Below are 15346 nucleotides of genomic sequence, written 5' to 3' on the forward strand. Positions count from 1 at the left end.
ACCTGAGACCTCCAGTCAGCACGGCGACCCCTCCTGCGTGAGGGGTCTTTTGCTGTCCGCCGCCGGTACGAGCACCCCGATGACCAGGAGCACGACGATGAGCCAGACGGCCGACCAGCCGAGTGTCGAGCCGGCGGGGGACGTCCCGCCGCACCGCTACACCCCGGCCCTGGCGCAGCGGATCGAGCTCGCGTGGCAGGACCGGTGGGCGGCCGAGGGGACGTTCCACACCCCGAACCCGACCGGCCGGCTCAGCGCGGGCTTCGAGCGGGTCGCCGACCGGCCGAAGTACTTCGTCATGGACATGTTCCCCTACCCCTCGGGCGCCGGCCTGCACGTCGGCCACCCGCTGGGTTACCTGGGCACCGACGCGACCAGCCGGTTCCGTCGCATGGACGGCGCCAACGTGCTGCACCCGATGGGCTACGACGCCTTCGGCCTGCCCGCCGAGCAGTACGCCGTCCAGACCGGGCAGCACCCCCGGATCACCACCGAGGCCAACATCACGGCCATCAAGGGACAGCTGCGCCGGCTGGGCGTCGACCACGACGAGCGCCGCACCTTCGCCACGATCGATCCGGGCTACTACAAGTGGACCCAGTGGATCTTCCTGCAGATCTTCGGGTCCTGGTTCGACGAGGACGCCGGGAGGGCGCGGCGGATCGAGGAGCTGGTCGCCGAGCTGGACGCCGGCACGCGGGAGCCGGCGCCGGGCACCAACGGAACCGGCCGACCGTGGGCCGAGCTGGACCACGTGGAGCGGCGGAGGGTCGTCGACGCGCACCGGTTGGCCTACCTGCACCAGGCACCGGTGAACTGGTGCCCGGGCCTGGGCACGGTGCTGTCCAACGAGGAGGTCACGCCCGACGGGCGCTCCGAGCGCGGCAACTTCCCGGTGTTCCGGCGTCCGCTGACCCAGTGGATGATGCGGATCACCGCCTACGCCGAGCGATTGCTGGCCGACCTGGACCGGCTGGACTGGTCGGACTCGGTGAAGCAGATGCAGCGCAACTGGATCGGCCGCTCGACCGGTGCGCGGATCCGGTTCCCCGTCGGGGACCAGGGCATCGAGGTGTTCACCACCCGGCCCGACACGCTGTTCGGCGCCACCTACGTGGTGCTGGCGCCCGAGCACCCGATGGTCGAGACGCTGACCGCCGCCGCGTGGCCGGACGGCACCGACCCGCGGTGGACCCGCGGCGCGGCGAGCCCGGTCGAGGCGGTGCGGAACTACCAGCGGCAGGCCTCCCGCCGCTCGGAGCTGGACCGGCAGAACGAGGCGCGGGAGAAGACCGGCGTCTGGCTGGGCGTCACCGCGGTCAACCCGGTCAACGGCCGGGAGCTGCCGGTGTTCATCGCCGACTACGTGCTGACCGGCTACGGCACCGGCGCGATCATGGCCGTCCCGGGCGAGGACACCCGCGACTTCGAGTTCGCGCAGGTCTTCGGCCTGCCGGTGGTCCGCACGGTGCAGCCCCCGGCGGACTTCGACGGCGGCGCCTGGACCGGCGCCGGCCCGATGATCAACTCGGCGAACGACGAGATCTCGCTGAACGGGCTGGACAAGGCGATCGCGATCGCGACGATCACCGACTGGCTGGTCGAGCACGGTCACGGCGAGGCGACGACCACCTACAAGCTGCGCGACTGGCTGTTCAGCCGGCAGCGCTACTGGGGCGAGCCGTTCCCGATCGTCTACGACGAGGACGACCTGCCGGTCGCCGTCCCGGACCCGATGCTGCCGGTGCTGCTGCCCGAGGTCGACGACTACTCGCCCAAGACGTTCGCCGACGACGACGCCGACTCCCTGCCCGAGCCGCCGCTGTCGCGCGTCACCGACTGGACGACGGTCGAGCTGGACCTGGGCGACGGGCCGAAGAAGTACCGGCGCGAGACCAACACGATGCCCAACTGGGCCGGTTCGTGCTGGTACTACCTGCGCTACCTGGACCCGGGCGACGACGAGCGGATGGTCGACCCGGAGCTGGAGCGCTACTGGCTGGGGCCGCGGGAGGCCGGCGACGTCGGGGGAGTCGACCTGTACGTCGGCGGCATGGAGCACGCCGTGCTGCACCTGCTGTACGCCCGCTTCTGGCACAAGGTGCTGCACGACCTGGGTCACGTCAGCAGCGAGGAGCCGTTCCGGCGGCTGGTCAACCAGGGCTACATCTCCGCCTACGCCTACACCGACGAGCGCGGCTTCTACGTGCCCGCCGCCGAGGTGGAGGAGCGCGAGGGGCAGTTCCGCCACGAGGGCCGGCCGGTCACCCGTGAGTACGGGAAGATGGGCAAGAGCCTGAAGAACATGGTGACGCCCGACGAGATGATCGGCGCGTACGGCGCCGACACGCTCCGCGTCTACGAGATGTCGACCGGCCCGCTGGAGCAGTCCCGCCCGTGGGAGACCAAGGCCGTCGTGGGTTCGCAGCGGCTGCTGCAGCGGATCTGGCGGGTCGTCGTCGACGAGGAGACCGGCGCGGTCCGGGCGGCGGACGGCACCCAGCCGGCCGAGGAGACGCGGCGGGCGCTGCACCGGGCGATCGCCGGCGTCCGGGACGGGATGTCGACGCTGCGGTTCAACATCGCGATCGCCCGGATCACCGAGCTGACCAACCACCTGACCCAGGTCTACGGAGCGGACTCCGCGGTGCCGCGGTCGGTGGCCGAGCCGCTGGTGCTGCTGGTCGCGCCGCTGGCCCCGCACATCGCCGAGGAGCTGTGGGCGCGGCTGGGCCACGGCGAGTCGCTGGCCTGGCACGCGTTCCCGGAAGCCGACGAGCGCTGGCTGGTCGAGGACACCGTGCAGGTCGCGGTCCAGGTCAACGGCAAGGTGCGGGCCCAGGTGACGGTGCCGGCCGCCGCCGACGCCGCCGCCCTGGAGGCCGCGGCCCGGGCCGACGAGAAGGTCGCCGCGCACCTGGACGGGAAGACGGTGCGCCGCGTCGTCGCCGTCCCCGGCCGACTGGTCAACTTCGTCCTCGGTTAGCCGAGCCGGCCCTCCGCTGCCCGCCCGGTCGTGCGACGGCCGGCCGAGGAGGGGCTCCTCAGGGGGTGAGGACCGCGCGCATCGCCTTCTCGACCGGCTCGACGGCCTCCTCGACGGTCACGTCGCGGCCGAGCTCGGCGGACAGTGAGGTGACGCCGGCATCGACGATGCCGCACGGGACGATCGCGCCGAAGGCGCCGAGGTCGGGATCGCAGTTGAGCGCGAAGCCGTGCATGGTCACTCCACGGGCCACCCGGATGCCGATCGCCGCGATCTTGCGCTCGGGGCGCCACCGGCTGTCCGCGCCGGGCGCGTCGGCGGGCAGCCAGACGCCACTGCGCCCCTCGACCTGCCCGGCGTCCACGCCGAACCCCGAGCAGACCTCGATCAGTGCGCTCTCCAGCCGGCGGACGTAGGCCACCACGTCGACCGGGTCCGGCAGCGCCACGATCGGGTAGCCGACCAGCTGCCCGGGTCCGTGCCAGGTGATCTTCCCGCCGCGGTCGACGTCGACGACCGGCGTGCCGTCCTGGGGCCGCTCGTGCGGCTCGGTTCGCTTGCCCGCGGTGTAGACCGACGGGTGCTCCAGCAGCAGCAGCGTGTCGGGGCCCGTGCCGGCGACCCGGGCGGCGTGCAGCTCCCGCTGCCGCTCCCAGGCCTCCTCGTAGGGGACCGTGCCCGCCCGGACCACCTGCAGTTCAGTCACGCGCCCAGCCTAGTGAGAGGACTTCCGGCCCACGCCACCCGCAGCCTCCCGGCGGGATCCTGCAGGAGGACCGCCGGGACGGAGCCGCGGCGGGCCTCTGGCCGGGCCGTCCGGGACAGGGCCGCTCAGCGCAGCCGCCGGGGTTCCACGCGGGTCTCCACCGCGGTGCCGTCGGGGCCGCGCTCCACCCGGTAGGCCGCCTTGCCGGGTCGGTCGGCGACCGCTTCCACCAGCTCGGTGCCGCGGTAGACCAGCCCCACGCCGTCGTCGGTGGCGTGCCCGGCGGGCAGCGTGCCGTCGGCCACGAGCCGGTGGTACAGCGGACGGCGCTGTTCCTCGGAGTCGTAGTGGACGCCGTTGGACGTCGGGATCAACCCGAGTCCGTTGGTCACCGGGCGCAGGTCGGGGCCGTAGGAGTCGGTGGTCCCGCCGACGTGCCAGCACAGCGATCCGGCCGACACCCCGCCCAGCACGACGCCGGCCTCCCACACCTCCCGGAATACCTCGTCGAGCCCGTGCACCCGCCACACCGCGAGGAGGTTCGCGACGCTGCCGCCGCCGACCCAGACGACGTCCTGCGCCAGCAGGTGCGCCCGCAGGTCGGGCACGGTCGGCATCGGGAAGAGGCTCAGGTGGCTGACCTGCACCCGGCTGCCGGCGAAGGCGCCGTACACGCCGGCCACCCGCACCGGGTCGTCGCCGGTGGCGGTGCCGAGGTGGCACAACCGCGGCTGCCCGGGCGCCCCCGCGAGCTCGAACGCGAGGTCGAAGACCGGGCCCGGCGCCCAGTCGTAGGGGCCGCGGCGGCGGGAGTCGAAACCGATGCTGGTGGCCAGGATGGTCGGCGCGGTGGCGGGCACGGTCAGGCAGGTCCTCGCTGGTCGGGGGAGAGGGTGCGCAGAACGGCGCGGGCGGCCCGGGCGCCGCTGGCCATGGCGCCCTGGATGGACGGGGTGTCGCGGTGGTCGCCGGCCACGAACAGCCCACCGCCCAGGGCCACCGGCTGCCGCAGGCGTAGCGGCGGGACAGCGGCCGGTTGTGCCTCCGGCACGGTGACCGAGGTGAGGTGCTGCAGGTCGCCGGGGCCGATCCCGTGCAGCGCGGCGACCTCGGCCCGCACGTCGGCCTCCCGGGTCGGCGCCAGGCTGGAGCTGGCGACCAGCGCTCGGTCGTCGGGACTGTAGGCGGGCTGGGCGTCGGTGAGCACGGCGCTGTTCACCAGCCGCCCGCCGGGCGCGCCGAGGACCAGCAGCGGCTCTCCGGTCGGCGAGGACGGCAACACGTGCAGGTGGGTGGTCACCTGGCGGGGCGCGGACGCCGTCAGCCCGGGGACCAGGGCGGCCGCGGTGCCGGGGTCGGTGGCGACGACGACCGCGTCGGCACGGGTGCGCCCCGCCGCGGTGGTGACCGCGTCGCCGCTCACGGCGGTGACCCGGACGCCCAGGTGCACGCGACCGGCGCCGACCCGCTCGGCCAGCTGCGCGCCGACCGCCTGCATGCCGCGGGCCGGGAGCCCGATGGCCCCGCGGGCGAAGCTCCGCCACAGCAGGTCCAGGTACCGGCTCGAGGTCTCCAGCCGGTCCTCCAGGAGGACCCCGGCGAGGAACGGCCGGAAGAAGCGCTCCAGCGCCGTCTCGCCCACACCTGCCAGCCTCAGCCGCTCCTCGGCCGTCGTCTCCTGCTCTCGCAGCAGTCGCGCGACCGGGGTGTAGCCGGCCCGGGCCGAGTAGGCGGCGATCGCGGCCTTGCGCATCGGGGAACCGATCGGCGCCCGCAGCGTGTCCAGCGCGGCCGCGGGCCGTCGCCGCGGATCGACCACCCGGGACCGGCGGCCGTCCACCCGGACGACCGCGCCCGGCCAGAACCAACCGAGGTCGAGGGACGGCAGGTCGAGGTCGGCGGCGCGCGGGTAGCCGGTGTTGAGCACCTGGAAGCCGCGGTCGACGACGAACCCGTCGACCCGCTCGGTGGCGAGCCGGCCGCCGGCGTGTGCGGCGGCCTCGGCGACGTGCACGTCCACGCCCGCGGCGGCGAGCCGGAGGGCCGCGGACAGCCCGGCCAGCCCGGCTCCCACGACGACGACCTGGGCGCGGGCGGGCAGCGGCATGGCTCGAACCTAGGACGCCCACCGTTGTGTCACCCGTCCAGGCCCTAGGTCTGTGGAGGAGCCCGCCCCTGTGGACAGCACGGGCGGAGTTCCGGTGCGGCGGCCTACGGTGCCCGCCATGCCGTCGCCGCCCGCGCCCGTCGTCCCCGGTTACCGGTTGGAGGAGCTGCTCGGCCGGGGCGGGTCCGGGGAGGTGTGGCGGGCGGTACCCCGGTCCGGTGGCGCACCGGTGGCGGTGAAGCTGCTCGTCGCCGGGGACGCCGAGCGGCAGGCACGCGAGGCGGCGCTGCTCGGCGAGCTCGACCACCCGCACCTGGTCCGGTTGCACGAGGTCGTGCACGCCCCGCGTCGCGGGGGGCAGCCGCGTGTGGCCCTGGTGCTCGACCTGCTGTCCGGCGGCAGCCTGGCCGCGCTGCTGGCCCGCCGCGGCCGGCTGCGACCGGGTGAGGTGGTCACCGCCCTGGCCCCGGTCGCCGCGGCGCTGGCCCACGCGCACGAGCGCGGCGTGGTGCACGGCGACCTCTCCCCGGGCAACGTCGTCTTCACCGCCGAGGGCCGGCCGGTGCTCACCGACCTCGGGGTCGCGCGAGTGCTGGGGGAGGAGGCAGCGCGCGAGGTGACACCGGCCTACGTCGACCCGACGGTGGCCCGCGGCGGCGCATCCGGGCCGGAGTCCGACGTCTTCGGTGTCGCCGCCGCGGCCTTCCACGCGCTCACCGGGGTGGCGCCGTGGAACGCTGCGACGCCGGCCGACACGCTGCGGGTCGCCGCCGACGGCGTGCTGCCCGATCTCGCCGAGCTCGCCTCCGACGTGCCTGCGGAGCTGCTGGCCGTGATCACCCGCGGGCTCTCGCCCGACCCGCACGACCGCGGGTCGGCCGCCGCCTTCGCCCTCGACCTGAGGCACGCCTGCCGTCCGGAGCCGGTGCGCCTGCCGCGGGCCGGGGTGCCCGACGAGGAGCTCGCCCGCGCCGGCCGGGGCCCGCGCACCGAACTCACCCACCAGGTCCCCGGCCGGCACCGGCGGGACCCGGAGGAGGCCACGCCGGACCGGTCGGGACTGCGTGCCCGGCTCGCGCCGTCCGGCCCGCTGCTGCGCCGAGGGGCGGTGCTGGCCGGCGCCGCCGTTGTCGTGGTGGTCCTCGGGGTGCAGCTCGGCGGCTGGTGGGGCAGTGGGCCGGCACCCGAGCCGGCCCCCCCGGCCGACCGGGCAGCCAGTGCGCCTCGCACGCCGGAGCCGGCGCCCGGCCCCTCCGCAGCCGCGCCCACGTCGGCCGCCCCGGGGTCCGCGGCCCCGCCGCCGGTCTCGGCGCCCACGGGTTCCGTCGAGCCGACGCCGGTCCCGGCACCCGAGGCTGCTGCACCGGAAACCGCTGCACCGGAAACCGCTGCACCGGAAACCGCTGCACCGGAAACCGCTGCACCGGAGGCCGCGGCCTCGGAGGTCGCCGCCCAACCCGAGGACGACTGGCAGGGCCGGCTCGCCCGGCTCTACCAGCGCCGGGCGGAGGCGCTGGCCGCCGGGTCCGCGCCGCTGCTCGACGACGTGTACGTCCCCGACAGCACCCTCCTGGCGGCCGATCGGGACAGCGCGGCCGCCCTGACCGCCGCCGGCGAGGCGCTGCGCGGCTTCGCGCCGGAGGTGGTCAGCGCGACCCTGGTCGGCGGCACGCCCGGCGCGGGCCCGGTGACCCTGCGGGTGGTGGACCGCTGGCCGGACTACGAGGTGGTGCGAGTGGCCGATCCCGGCGGCCCGGCGTTGCGCACGGTCGGCGGGCGCGGGGAGGTGGAGGTGCGCATGACGATCGAGGTCACCGCTGAGGGGTGGCGGATCGCGTCGGCCGAGCGGGTGGGGTGAGACGGATCAGCCGCGTTGCAGCGCCGCGCGCAGGGCCGACTCCAGGTTGGGGTGGACGAAGGAGTAGCCCGACTCCATCAGTTTCTCGGGCACGGCACGACGTCCGCCGAGGATGCTGGTTCGGGCGAACTCACCCAGGGCGAGGGACAGGGCGAAGCCCGGCACGGGCAGCGGTGTGGGGCGTCCCAGGACCCGGCCGAGGGTGCGCGTGAACTCGGCGTTCGTGGTGGGCGCCGGAGCGGTCATGTTGACCGGCCCGGACACGTCGCCGTCCAGCAGATGCACGATGCCCTCGACCTCGTCGGTGAGGCTGATCCAGGGCCAGTACTGCTGTCCCGAACCGATCCGGCCGCCCAAGCCCAGACGGAAGACCAGGCCCAGGATCCGCACGAGCGGTGCCTGCCGGCCGAGGACCAAGCCGGTCCGGAGGTGGACGACGCGCACGCCGGCAGCCTCGGCCGAGGCCGTCGCAGCCTCCCAACGGGTGCACAGTTGGGCGAGGAAGGAGGTGCCCGGCGGCTCGCTCTCGTTCACGGGGCGGTCCCCGTGGTCGGCGTAGTAGTCGATACCCGAGGCGGACACCAGGACGCGGGGACGGCCGGGATCCTGGGCGACCGCCGCGGCCAGCCCGTCGCTGATCGTCACGGTGCCGTCGATACGACTATCCAGGAGCCGTTGCTTGTAGGCCTTCGTCCATGGGCGTGGCCGGATGGGCTCGCCGGCCAGGTGGACAACGGCGTCGACGTCCTGCAACAGCGCCGAGTCGATCCGCCGGTGCTCGGGGTCCCAGCGGTGCTCGTCGGCCGTCCGCGGCGTCCGGCGCACCAGCCGCAAGACCTCGTGGCCGTCCGCCTCCAGGCGGGTGACCAGCGCACGCCCGATCATCCCCGAAGCGCCGGTGACCGCGATCCTCATGACCCTCCTCTGGACCGGTGCTGGAAACGGATCGGGGCCCCGGCAGCTGCCGGGGCCCCGATCGGGTGTGGATCAGGAGAGGCCGAGCTCGCCCTGGAACTGACCGGCCTCCAGCCGCTGCTTCACCGTGCCGAGGAAGCGGGCGGCGTCGGCGCCGTCGACGATCCGGTGGTCGTAGGTCAGTGCCAGGTAGACCATCGACCGGACCGCGATGACCTCGCCGAGGCCGGGGTCCTGGACGACGACCGGGCGCTTGACCACGGTGCCCACGCCGAGGATCGCCACCTGCGGCTGGTTGATGATGGGCGTGTCGAACAACGCCCCGCGGCTGCCGGTGTTGGTCAGCGTGAAGGTGCCGCCGCCGAGCTCGTCCGGAGTCACCTTGTTGGTGCGGGTGCGCTCCGCCAGGTCGGCGATCTTGCGGGCCAGCCCGCCGATGCTCAGGTCGCCGGCGTCCCTGATCACCGGCACCAGCAGGCCGCGCTCGGTGTCGACCGCGACGCCGAGGTTCTCGGCGTCGTGGTAGGTCACCGTGCCGGCCTCGAGGTCGATCGAGGAGTTCACGGCCGGGTGGGCCTTGAGCGCCTCGACCGCCGCCTTGGCGAAGAACGGCAGGAACGACAGCTTGACGCCCTCGCGGGCCTCGAAGTCGCGCTTGGCCCGGTCCCGCAGCCGCGCGATGGCGGTGACGTCGGCCTCGACGACCGTGGTGAGCTGGGCGCTGACCTGCAGCGACTCCACCATCCGGCGGGCGATGACGCCGCGCAGCCGGGACATCTTCTCGGTGCGCCCGCGCAGCGAGGTGTCGGGCCTGGCCGCCGGCGAGGGGCTCGCCGCCGGCCGGCCGGAGGCCGCTGCGGCCGGAGCCGGGGCCTCCGCCGGAGCGGCGGCCTGCTCGGCAGCGGCGAGGACGTCCTGCTTGCGGATCCGCCCGCCGACGCCGGTGCCGGTGACCGAGGACAGGTCGACGCCGCGGTCGGCAGCCAGCCGGCGCACCAGCGGGGTGACGTACTGCCCGCCCCCATCACCGGCAGGCGCCGGAGCCGGGGTCTTCGGCGCGGCGGGCGCCTGCGGGGCGACCGCCTCGGCCGGCGACGGCGCGTCGGTGGGGGAGGTGCTCGGCAGCACGCCGCCGGAGCCGTAGTCGGCACCGGGCTGCTCCGAGGACGGCTGCGCCCGCTGCGGCGTCGGGTCGGCCTGCGGCGTCGGCTGGGTGGCCTGCGCAGGCGGCGCCGGCTCCCGCGGCTCCTGCTGCGACTGCGGCTCCTGCTGGGCCGGGGCCGAGGGAGCCGGGGCCTGCGCCGCAGCGCCCCCGCGTGCGGACCCGGAGCCGATGACGGCCAGCTCCGCACCGACCTCGACCGTCTCGTCCTCGTCCACCGAGATCGACAGGAGCGTGCCCGACACCGGCGCGGGGATCTCGGTGTCGACCTTGTCGGTGGAGACCTCCAGCAGCGGCTCGTCGGCGGTCACCTCGTCGCCGACGGACTTCAGCCAGCGGGTGACCGTGCCCTCGGTGACGCTCTCGCCGAGCGCCGGCATGGTCACCGGCGTCCCCTCGCCACCGCCACCCCCGCCGGAGCCGCTGTCGGCCGAGGCCGGCGCCGGCTCCTGCTGGGCAGGCTGCTGCTCCTGCTGCGGTGCAGGCCCGGTGTCGTCGACCTGGTCGACCGGGGTCTGCGGCGTGGTGTCCTCGTCCTCGGCCGACGCGGGACCGCCGGAGCCGCTGCCGTCACCGTCCCCACCGATGACCGCGAGCTCCGCACCGACCTCCACCGTCTCGTCCTCCGAGACCAGGATCCTGGTCAGCACGCCGGCGGCCGGTGAGGGGATCTCGGTGTCGACCTTGTCGGTCGAGACCTCGAGGAGGGGCTCGTCGACCTCGACCTGCTCACCCTCCTGCTTGAGCCAGCGGGTGACCGTGCCCTCGGTGACGCTCTCGCCCAGGGCGGGCATGGTGACGGAGGTCGGCATCGGGAGAGAGCTCCTTCGGGCGGGGGTGGGTGGAGGGTGGGGCGGGATCAGCCGTGCACGTGCAGCGGCTTGCCGGCGAGGGCGAGGTGGGCCTCGCCCAGGGCCTCGCTCTGCGTCGGGTGCGGGTGGATGAGGGCGGCGACGTCGCCGGCCTCGGCCTCCCAGTTGTAGATCAGCTGCGCCTCGGCGATCAGCTCGCCGACCCGGCTGCCGACCATGTGCACGCCGACGACGGGGCCGTCGACGGCCTGCACCAGCTTGACGGCGCCCGCGGTCTTGAGGATCTGGCTGCGGCCGTTGCCGCCGAGGTCGTAGGTGAGCGTCTTGACCTCGCCGTACCGCTCCTTGGCCTGGGCCTCGGTGAGGCCGACCGAGGCGACCTCGGGCTCGGAGTAGGTGATCCGCGGGACGCCGGCGTAGTCGATCGGCGCGGGCTCCAGGCCGGCCAGCCGCTCGGCGACGAGGATGCCTTCCGCGAAGCCGACGTGGGCCAGCTGCAGGGTGGGGATCAGGTCGCCGACGGCGGAGATGGTCGGCACGTTGGTGCGCAGGTACTCGTCGACGAGCACGTAGCCGCGCTCCATCGCGACGCCGGCCTCCTCGTAGCCCAGGCCCTGGCTGACCGGGCCACGGCCGACGGCGACGAGGACGATCTCGGCCTCGAAGTCCTTGCCGTTCTCCAGCGAGACCTTCACGCCGTTCTCGGTGGTCTCGACCGAGGAGACGCGGCTGCCGAGCGAGAAGTCGATCTTCCGGCGGCGGAAGGCGCGCTCGAGCAGCTTGGAGGACGACTCGTCCTCCAGCGGCACCAGGTGGGGCAGCGCCTCGACGATGGTCACGTCGGCGCCGAAGGACTTCCAGACGCTGGCGAACTCGCAGCCGATGACGCCGCCGCCCAGGATGATGACCGAGGCGGGTACGCGGTCGAGGCCGAGCGCGTGGTCGCTGGTGATGACCTTGGTGCCGTCGAGCTCGATGCCGGGCAGTGAGCGGGCGTAGGAGCCGGTGGCCAGGAGCACGTGCTTGCCCTCGTAGCGCTTGCCGTCGACCTCGACCGCGGTGGGGGAGACCAGTCGGCCCTCGCCCTCGACGTACTCGATCTTGCGGCTCTTGATCAGGCCCTGCAGGCCCTTGTGCAGCCGGGAGATGACGCCGTCCTTGTAGGAGTTGACGCCGTCCATGTCGATGCCGGCCAGTGACGTCTTCACGCCGAACTGCTCGCCCTCACGGGCTTGGTCGGCGATCTCGCCGCTGTGCAGCAGGGCCTTGGTGGGGATGCAGCCGCGGTGCAGGCAGGTGCCGCCGACCTTGTCCTTCTCGATGAGGACGACGGACATGCCCAGTTCGGCGGCGCGCAGCGCGGCGGCGTAGCCACCCGAGCCACCACCGAGGATGACCAGGTCGGCGGGGGAGGTGGGTGAGCTCACGAGGTCTCCTCGAATGCCGGGGTCCCGTCCGGTTCACACGGGCGGGGGATGATCCGCGCCCATCCTGCCACTCCGGGAACGTGTCCGTGGGCAGCACCGTTGCCACCCCGGACGTCGCGGTGCGAGCGCGACCCGGGCAGGAGGGGAGCGGGCATGGGGCTGTGGGGTCGACGACGGCGGCGGACACCGGGCCGCGCCACGCTCGACCGGGGTGCCGAGCGGGCCGACGTCGCCCACCTCGAGCAGTTCGTCGCCAGCCGGCGCGGTGTCGAGGGGTACGTCGAGCCCCGGACTGCGGTCACGGAGACCACGATCGTCCTGGTCGCCGCAGACGGCGAGTGGACGCGGCGCCGCATCGACGGGCCGGAGACGGCCCGGCGGCTGTCGCGCGAGCTCGGCATCCCCGTCTACGACGCGCAGGTGACCGGCTACCCCCAGCGGATGCGGGACTGGAAGAAGTAGAAGTAGGAGGACCCCGTCCCCCTCACCCCTCGCAAGCTCGGGGTGAGGGGGACGGGGTCCTCCTACTCGCTCACGTCGCGATGAGGTCCTCGATGGTGGCCAGCAGGGTGCGCACCGGGACGCCGGTGCCGCCCTTGGGCGTGTAGCCCCACGCGGCGCCGGTGTTGTAGCTCGGGCCGGCGATGTCGATGTGCGCCCACGGCACCCCGGCCGGCACGAACTCGGCGAGGAAGTGCGCCCCGACGAGCATCCCGCCCATCCGGTCGGCGTTGGCGTTGACGAAGTCCGCGATCGGCGAGTCGAGCCCCCGGCGCAGCTCCGCGGGCATGGGCATGGCCCACATCGCCTCGCCGCTGCGGACGGAGGCAGCCACGACGGCGTCACGCATGTCGTCGCTGCCCATGACCCCTGCGGTGCGCGAGCCCAGGGCGACCAGCTGCGCGCCGGTGAGCGTGGAGGTCTCCAGGATGGCGTCGGGGGAGTCCTCGGCCGCTCGCGCGAGGGCGTCGGCCAGGACGACCCGGCCCTCGGCGTCGGTGTTGGTGATCTCGGCCTTCTTGCCGTTGCGGAAGGTCACCACGTCGGCGGGCCGGTAGGCGGTCCCGCTGGGCAGGTTCTCCGCGATCGGCACGGTGGCGGTGACCTCGACAGGCAGGCCGAGCTCGGCGACCAGGCAGACGGTGGCGATCACGGCGGCGGCGCCGGCCATGTCACTGGTCATGTGGTGCATGTTGGCGGCCGGCTTGATCGACAGGCCGCCGCTGTCGAAGGTGATGCCCTTGCCGACCAGTGCGACCTTCCTGCGCGCCCGCTTGCCCGAGTGGGTCAGCCGCAGCAGGCGCGGTCCGCGCGCGGAGCCGCCCCCGACGGCGAGGACCCCGCCGTAGCCGCCGGCGGCCAGGGCCGCCTCGTCGAGCACCTCGACCTTGAGCCCGGCCGCCTTCCCGGCGGCCGCGCCGCGGGCGGCCAGCTCGGCGGGGTACAGGTCGTTGGGCGGGGTGTTGACCAGGTCGCGCACCAGCGTGATCGCGTCGGCGACCGCGCGGGCGCGCTGCAGCGGCGCCTTGGCGGCCCCGGCGTCGGGGACGACGACGGTGAACTCGCGCGGCGGGGTGGGACGGCCGTCGGTGTCGGACTTGTAGGCGGTGAACTCGTAGGCGCCGAGCAGGCTGCCCTCACCGACGGCGTGCAGCCGCGGCTCGTCCGGCGTCCCGCCGACCGCGGCCAGCAGGGTGACCACCGACGCGCGGCCGGACAGCGCCCGGCTCGCCGCACCGGCGGCCCGGCGGAGCGCCTCGGGGGCGTACCCGCCGCCGGCCTCGGGCGCGCCGAGGCCGACTGCGGCGACCACGGGGAACGGGCCCTGGCCCAGCGAGGCGACCCGGGTGACCTCGTCCTCGGCGCCGCGGGCACCCAGGTCGGCGAGGGCGGTCAGCAGCCGGCCACCCAGCAGCCGGTCGACGGCCTCCGCGCCGGGTGTGGGCAGCGGGCCGTCAGGCCCCTTGCCGACACCGACGACGACGGCGTCGGCAGAGAGCTTGTCGAGCGGGCGGTCGGTGGCGGAGATCGTGGGCGGCACCGCTCGATCCTAAGAGGACCCCGTCCTCCCCAGCCCTCGCAGGCTCAGGTCGGGACCCGGGACGGGGCCGCCCTGCCCCCACCGTTCGCACGCTCACGGCGGGCCCCTGCAGGGGTCGCCGCGCCCGTCGCCGACCGCGAGCTCGCACCGGGCCCTGCCGAGGGGCCACCCGGCGCCACCGGCACCGATAGCGTGCCGTCCGTGACCTCGCGGACCTCACCCCTGCACGACCGGCACGTCGCGGCGGGCGCCAAGCTCGCCGACTTCGGTGGCTGGTCCATGCCGATCGAGTACGCCGGCGGCGGAGTGCTGGCCGAGCACGAGGCGGTCCGCACCGGGGTGGGCCTGTTCGACGTGTCGCACCTGGGCACGGCCACGGTGCGCGGGCCGGGTGCTGCGGCGTTCGTCGACAGCTGCCTGTCCAACGACCTGTCCCGCATCGAGCCGGGTCAGGCGCAGTACACGCTGTGCTGCCTGCCCGACGGCGACCCGCGGGCCGGGGGAGTGGTCGACGACCTGATCGTCTACCTGCACGGCCCGGACGACGTCCTGCTGGTGCCCAACGCGGCCAATGCCGCCGAGGTGGTGGCCCGGCTGGCTGGTGCCGCGCCGGCCGGGGTGACGGTCACCGACCGGCACACCGAGGTCGCCGTCCTGGCCGTCCAGGGCCCGCGGTCACCGCAGCTGCTGGCGTTCCTGGGGCTGCCCGGCGAGCTGCCCTACATGTCGTTCGTGACCGGCGTGGGCGGCGGCTCGGCCGAGGTCACCGTCTGCCGCACCGGTTACACCGGTGAGCACGGCTACGAGCTGCTCGTGGCCGCCGACCGGGCCGGCGAGCTGTGGGACGTGCTGGTCGAGAACGGGCAGGACGAAGGCCTGCGGCTGTGCGGTCTGGGCGCCCGCGACACGCTGCGCACCGAGATGGGCTACCCACTGCACGGGCACGAGCTCTCGACCGAGATCACGCCGGTGCAGGCCCGCGCCGGGTGGGCGGTCGGCTGGCGCAAGCCGGCGTTCTGGGGTCGCGAGGCGCTGCTGGCCGAGAAGGAGGCCGGACCGGCCCGCCTGCTGTGGGGGCTGCGGAGCACCGGGCGGGGCATCCCGCGGCCGGGGATGGCCGTCCTCGACGCCGACGGCGCCCGCGTCGGCGAGGTCACCAGCGGCACCTTCTCGCCGTCCCTGCGCACCGGTATCGCGCTGGCCCTGCTCGACACGGCGTCCGGCGTGGCGGACGGCAGCGAGCTGGCGGTGGACGTGCGCGGGCGGCCGCAGACCGTGCAGGTCGTGCGGCCGCCCTTCGTCCCCTCGCACGTGCGCTGAGGTCCGGGCCGA

11 protein-coding genes are annotated in these 15346 nt (G+C 74.7%); 4 read left to right on the forward strand and 7 right to left on the reverse strand.

The window, feature by feature from the left end:
- Positions 1 to 97 precede the first annotated feature (97 nt).
- Entirely contained in the window at positions 98 to 2986 is a 2889-nt protein-coding gene (gene leuS, locus BUB17_RS07275) for a leucine--tRNA ligase (protein ID WP_072915645.1), read from the forward strand.
- 58 nt (positions 2987 to 3044) lie between these two features.
- Here leuS and lipB read toward each other — a convergent pair whose 3' ends face one another.
- From lipB to BUB17_RS07290, 3 genes are all read right to left on the reverse strand, one after another.
- Positions 3045 to 3692 (reverse strand): lipoyl(octanoyl) transferase LipB, encoded by a 648-nt coding sequence (gene lipB / locus BUB17_RS07280; protein ID WP_072915648.1) that lies wholly within the window; start codon positions 3690 to 3692, stop codon positions 3045 to 3047.
- A gap of 125 nt (positions 3693 to 3817) precedes the next feature.
- Positions 3818 to 4552, reverse strand: a complete 735-nt coding sequence (locus BUB17_RS07285) for a Type 1 glutamine amidotransferase-like domain-containing protein (RefSeq protein WP_072915650.1) — start codon at positions 4550 to 4552, stop codon at positions 3818 to 3820.
- A 2-nt stretch (positions 4553 to 4554) separates the two neighbouring features.
- The gene (locus tag BUB17_RS07290; protein WP_072915653.1) at positions 4555 to 5799 is read right to left on the reverse strand and encodes an FAD-dependent oxidoreductase; all 1245 of its coding nucleotides are present in this window, start codon (positions 5797 to 5799) and stop codon (positions 4555 to 4557) included.
- Between the two features lie 118 nt (positions 5800 to 5917).
- Between BUB17_RS07290 and BUB17_RS07295 the strand changes: the two genes are divergently transcribed.
- Positions 5918 to 7657, forward strand: a complete 1740-nt coding sequence (locus BUB17_RS07295) for a serine/threonine-protein kinase (RefSeq protein WP_141242941.1) — start codon at positions 5918 to 5920, stop codon at positions 7655 to 7657.
- A 6-nt stretch (positions 7658 to 7663) separates the two neighbouring features.
- Here BUB17_RS07295 and BUB17_RS07300 read toward each other — a convergent pair whose 3' ends face one another.
- From BUB17_RS07300 to lpdA, 3 genes are all read right to left on the reverse strand, one after another.
- Positions 7664 to 8572 carry a TIGR01777 family oxidoreductase gene (locus tag BUB17_RS07300; RefSeq protein WP_072915658.1) on the reverse strand — a complete coding sequence of 303 codons (909 nt, stop codon included), beginning with the start codon at positions 8570 to 8572 and terminating at the stop codon, positions 7664 to 7666.
- A 72-nt stretch (positions 8573 to 8644) separates the two neighbouring features.
- Positions 8645 to 10546, reverse strand: a complete 1902-nt coding sequence (gene sucB / locus BUB17_RS07305) for a 2-oxoglutarate dehydrogenase, E2 component, dihydrolipoamide succinyltransferase (RefSeq protein ID WP_072915661.1) — start codon at positions 10544 to 10546, stop codon at positions 8645 to 8647.
- Positions 10547 to 10593: 47 nt separating this feature from the next.
- On the reverse strand, positions 10594 to 11973 hold the full coding sequence (gene lpdA / locus BUB17_RS07310; protein WP_141242942.1) for a dihydrolipoyl dehydrogenase: 1380 nt from the start codon (positions 11971 to 11973) through the stop codon (positions 10594 to 10596).
- A 153-nt stretch (positions 11974 to 12126) separates the two neighbouring features.
- Between lpdA and BUB17_RS07315 the strand changes: the two genes are divergently transcribed.
- Positions 12127 to 12435, forward strand: a complete 309-nt coding sequence (locus tag BUB17_RS07315) for an oxidoreductase (RefSeq protein WP_072915666.1) — start codon at positions 12127 to 12129, stop codon at positions 12433 to 12435.
- 70 nt (positions 12436 to 12505) lie between these two features.
- Here the strand turns inward: BUB17_RS07315 and BUB17_RS07320 are convergent, their stop codons facing one another.
- On the reverse strand, positions 12506 to 14014 hold the full coding sequence (locus tag BUB17_RS07320) for a leucyl aminopeptidase (RefSeq protein WP_072915669.1): 1509 nt from the start codon (positions 14012 to 14014) through the stop codon (positions 12506 to 12508).
- A gap of 201 nt (positions 14015 to 14215) precedes the next feature.
- Here BUB17_RS07320 and gcvT point away from each other — a divergent pair, with 201 nt between their 5' ends.
- On the forward strand, positions 14216 to 15334 hold the full coding sequence (gene gcvT, locus BUB17_RS07325) for a glycine cleavage system aminomethyltransferase GcvT (protein ID WP_072915993.1): 1119 nt from the start codon (positions 14216 to 14218) through the stop codon (positions 15332 to 15334).
- Positions 15335 to 15346 lie beyond the last annotated feature (12 nt).

Origin of the sequence: Geodermatophilus obscurus (assembly GCF_900143215.1) — a bacterium.
Classification (GTDB): Bacteria; Actinomycetota; Actinomycetes; order Mycobacteriales; family Geodermatophilaceae; genus Geodermatophilus; species Geodermatophilus obscurus_A.

What these genes read in the sequence shown, in the direction of transcription:
- leuS (WP_072915645.1), top strand. Translation starts at nt 98, where the DNA reads ATGAGCCAGACGGCCGACCAGCCGAGTGTCGAGCCGGCGGGGGACGTC.
- BUB17_RS07290 (WP_072915653.1), bottom strand. Translation starts at nt 5,799, where the DNA reads ATGCCGCTGCCCGCCCGCGCCCAGGTCGTCGTCGTGGGAGCCGGGCTG.
- BUB17_RS07295 (WP_141242941.1), top strand. Translation starts at nt 5,918, where the DNA reads ATGCCGTCGCCGCCCGCGCCCGTCGTCCCCGGTTACCGGTTGGAGGAG.
- BUB17_RS07300 (WP_072915658.1), bottom strand. Translation starts at nt 8,572, where the DNA reads ATGAGGATCGCGGTCACCGGCGCTTCGGGGATGATCGGGCGTGCGCTG.
- sucB (WP_072915661.1), bottom strand. Translation starts at nt 10,546, where the DNA reads ATGCCGACCTCCGTCACCATGCCCGCCCTGGGCGAGAGCGTCACCGAG.
- BUB17_RS07315 (WP_072915666.1), top strand. Translation starts at nt 12,127, where the DNA reads ATGGGGCTGTGGGGTCGACGACGGCGGCGGACACCGGGCCGCGCCACG.